4 protein-coding genes are annotated in these 3,827 nt (G+C 63.7%); 3 read left to right on the top strand and 1 reads right to left on the bottom strand.

The features are described from left to right. Window positions 1-74 precede the first annotated feature (74 nt). Window positions 75-827, bottom strand: coding sequence for an IclR family transcriptional regulator (locus OCL88_RS20890; protein ID WP_264963821.1), 753 nt, complete (start codon window positions 825-827; stop codon window positions 75-77). Window positions 828-1,042: 215 nt separating this feature from the next. Here OCL88_RS20890 and OCL88_RS20885 point away from each other — a divergent pair, with 215 nt between their 5' ends. From OCL88_RS20885 to OCL88_RS20875, 3 genes are read left to right on the top strand one after another with little or no spacing between them, the layout of a single operon-like run. Beyond that, complete coding sequence (locus OCL88_RS20885) at window positions 1,043-1,771, top strand: CoA transferase subunit A (RefSeq protein WP_264963820.1); 729 nt, start codon at window positions 1,043-1,045, stop codon at window positions 1,769-1,771. A gap of 32 nt (window positions 1,772-1,803) precedes the next feature. After that, window positions 1,804-2,502, top strand: coding sequence for a CoA transferase subunit B (locus tag OCL88_RS20880; protein WP_062094843.1), 699 nt, complete (start codon window positions 1,804-1,806; stop codon window positions 2,500-2,502). Continuing rightward, window positions 2,499-3,728 carry an acetyl-CoA acetyltransferase gene (locus OCL88_RS20875; protein ID WP_264963819.1) on the top strand — a complete coding sequence of 410 codons (1,230 nt, stop codon included), beginning with the start codon at window positions 2,499-2,501 and terminating at the stop codon, window positions 3,726-3,728. Before OCL88_RS20880 ends, OCL88_RS20875 begins: the two co-directional genes overlap by 4 nt. The last annotated feature ends 99 nt before the right edge of the window (window positions 3,729-3,827 follow it).

Here is a 3,827-nt window from a genome sequence, read left to right as displayed (position 1 = left end):
AAATGAGATGATCAGAACCTTCCTGTTGCGATAACCGCTAGAAACCGCCCGCTCAAAACGCGCACTAATGCGACCTAGTTGGGGGCGGAGCGCTGCAACCGTGACGTCATCCGGTGAGCTTCCTCGAGCAGGAACCTGCCCAGGAACTCCTGGCGGTCGCCCCTGAACCGAGGTTCGATTCCGGTCAGGGAAAGCGCCCACGCCGGACGTCCTTGGGGGTCGAACACAGCGGCCCCCATCCCCCAACTCCCCTCAAGGACCAGCCCCGGGTTGACCGAATAACCAGCCAGCCGGGTTTTCTCCAGGTTCTCCCGAACCACCCCGGCGTGATGTCCGGCCGCAAAGTCGCCGGCGTGCGCTTCCCAGTCCGTGAGCAGCACGTCCTGTTCCTCCTCCGGCAGGAATGCCATGATCGCCGTCCCGGCCGAAGCCACCCCCAGCGGGAACCGCACGCCTTCATGCAAAACGAATGACCGAACAGGGAAGGAACCTTCCTCCCGGAGGACGCACACCGTCTCGTTGCCGCGCCTGATGGAGAAGAACGCGCTCTCCCCCGTCTCGGCGGCGAGCCGCCGCAGGGACGGCCGTGCGATGTCCTCCATGGGAAAACGGGCTGCGGCCACGGACCCAAGCAGGAAAATTTCAGGTCCCAGGACCCATTTTCCCGTGGCTTCCTCGTGTTCCACCAACCCCTCCGCGGCAAGGGACGTCAGCAGCCTGTACGCAGTTGGCCGGGTCAGCCCGGACTCGCGGACCAGCCCTGCCAACGACATGCCTTCCGGCTTGCGGCCGACGAGTCTCAACAGGGCGGCGACCCGGCCCACCACCTGGGCACCCTGAACGGGAACGGCGGGAACGCTGTGTGCGGCCACGGGACTCTCCTTGAGATTTCATCCACATTATGGACAGCTTTCAGTCTAGCGTCCACAGCGTGAGGCGCCCAAGCTTCCGACTATTGCCACATAAAGGCACCGCTCCTAGGCTCGAAAGCCACAACGTTAACGTCCACAAAGTGGATCACCCACTCGAAGAGGAGTTCGGAATGTCCAAGATCCATCCCGACGCGTCCCAAGCGCTGCAGGACCTTTTGACGGACGGCATGACAATCGCCGTCGGAGGTTTTGGCCTCAGCGGCATCCCGGCGGACCTTATCGAGGCCCTCCGCGATTCAGGCGCGAAGGACCTCACCATTGTGTCCAACAACATGGGCATTGATGGCAAGGGATTGGGTGTCCTCATCGAGGCCGGCCAGGTCCGCAAGGTCATCGCTTCCTACGTCGGCGAGAACAAACTCTTCGCCGAGCAGTACCTTGCCGGAAAGCTCGAGGTCGAGTTCACTCCGCAGGGCACGCTGGCCGAACGCCTGCGCGCCGGTGGCGCCGGTATCCCCGCCTTTTACACCCGGACCGGTGTGGGCACCTTGGTTGCCGAAGGCAAGCCCCATGAAGAGTTCGACGGCGTCACTTACGTCCGCGAGCGCGCCATCACCGCCGATGTCAGCCTGGTCCACGCCCACACCGCGGATACCGACGGCAACCTCATCTACCGCTACACCGCCCGGAACTTCAACCCGGTGGTGGCCACGGCAGGCAAGGTGACGGTCGCCGAGGCGGAGGTGATCGTGCCCTTGGGCGAACTCGATCCGAACCACATCGTGACCCCGGGCGTCTACGTCCAGAGACTGGTCCAGGCAAGCAACAGGATCAAGGACATTGAGCAGCGCACGGTCCGTCAGCGGCTCGAAGTCCCGGCCGTCCCGGCAGCCGTCTAAGCGGCCGTCCAAGCAGAAAAGGAGCACACACCATGGCATGGACACGTGACCAGATGGCCGCCATCGCGGCCGAAGAACTCAACGACGGCGACTACGTCAACCTCGGCATCGGCATCCCCACACTGGTAGCCAACAATCTCCCGGATGGCGTTCGGGTGGTCCTCCAGAGCGAGAACGGCCTGCTCGGCATGGGCCCGTTCCCCTACGAGGGCGAAGAAGACGCCGACCTCATCAACGCCGGCAAGCAGACTGTCACCATCAATCCCGGCGGCAGCATTTTCGATTCCGCCACCTCGTTCGGCATGATCCGCGGCGGGCATGTGAAGGTTGCGATCCTGGGCGCCATGCAGGTGTCCGGCAGCGGTGACCTCGCCAACTGGACCATCCCAGGAAAGATGGTCAAGGGCATGGGCGGTGCCATGGACCTCGTCGCCGGAACACCCCGCGTCGTGGTCCTGACCGAACACAACGCCAAGGACGGTTCAGCCAAGATCGTCCGCGAATGCACGCTTCCCCTCACGGGTTTGAACTGCGTGGACAGGATCATCACGGATCTAGCCGTTTTCGACATCGAGCCGGATGAGACGCACGACGGCGGCACGCGCCTTGTGCTGACCCGCCTCGCCCCGGGCGTCACTGTGGAAGAGATCCGCGGGAAGACCGAGGCAGAGTTCGCTGTGGCGCTTATGGACACCGCTGTTGAAGAGACCCTCGAAGGAGCTACGGCATGAGCCTCAAAGACCAGTTCGGCAAGGACATCCTGCTCACGGGGTGGGGCCACAGCAAGTTCGGCAAGCTCACGGACCAGACGCTCGAAACGTTGATCGTCCAGGTGGCCGGTGAAGCCATCGGGAACTCCGGACTTGAGCCCAAGGACATCGACGAGATCTACCTGGGCCAGTTCAACTCAGGCATGCAGCCTCTGGGGTTCACGTCGTCCCTCGCGCTGCAACTCTCGGCAGATCTCGCCAGCGTCCCCGCCACCCGGACGGAGAACGCGTGTGCCTCCGGTTCGGCCGCGTTCCAACAGGGCGTCAAGGCGTTGCTCGCCGGGACGGCAAGGAATGTGCTGGTGATCGGTGCGGAGAAGATGACCGACGCCGGCGCGGACGTCGTGGGGGCCGCGCTCCTGGGTGCCTCGTACGAGATGGCGGGAAAACCGTCCACTACGGGATTCACCGGCCTGTTCGCGGAGGTGGCCAAGCACTACGACAAGCGGTACGGCACGGGTACGGCAGGTTCAGGCATCGCCGGTCCGGGCTTCGAGAATGGCCTGGGCGATGTGCTCGGCTCCATCTCCGCCAAGAACCACCACAACGGCATGGACAATCCGTACGCCCAGATGCATCGCGATTTCGGCGTGGAGTTCTGCCGGACCATCTCGGACAAGAACCCCATGGTGGCCGATCCCTTGCGCCGCACTGACTGTTCGCCCGTCTCCGACGGTGCCGCCGCCGTCGTACTTTCAACCCGGGAAACCAACGGCGCAACCGCAGCTGTTCGCCTTGCCGGTTTCGGGCATGCCAACGACTTCTTTCCCGCGGAGAAACGCGACCCCACCGAATTCGAGGCAACGCGCGTCTCCTGGGAGAGGGCATTCGCCATGGCAGGGGCCGGGGTGGAGGGCCTGGACTTCGCCGAGGTCCACGACTGCTTCACTATCGCCGAGCTCATCATGTACGAGGCCATGGGACTGGCCCCCCGCGGCCAGGGTGCCCGGGCCATCAAGGAAGGCTGGGTGTATAAGGACGGCAAGCTGCCGGTCAACGTGTCCGGCGGCCTGAAGGCGAAGGGACATCCGGTGGGTGCCACCGGTGTATCGCAGCACGTCATCGCTGCCATGCAGCTCAGTGGCACCGCCGGGGACATGCAGCTGGCCAATGCCCGTCGCGGCGCAGTCCAGAACATGGGGGGCGTCGGCATCGCCAACTACGTGAGCATCCTCGAGGCGCTGTAGCACCCAACTAAGTCGCAGCAGAGCGCGTTCTGGACGTTCAAAATGCGTGTGGAGTCTCATGACTTAATGGACAGTTCTGTCTCATGACTTCGTAGACAC

Source organism: Paenarthrobacter sp. PAE-2 (genome assembly GCF_026013155.1).
In the GTDB taxonomy this organism is placed as follows: Bacteria; Actinomycetota; Actinomycetes; order Actinomycetales; family Micrococcaceae; genus Arthrobacter; species Arthrobacter ureafaciens.
Note: the sequence above shows the minus strand (reverse complement) of the source record. Positions and strands in the feature narration are given on the sequence as shown.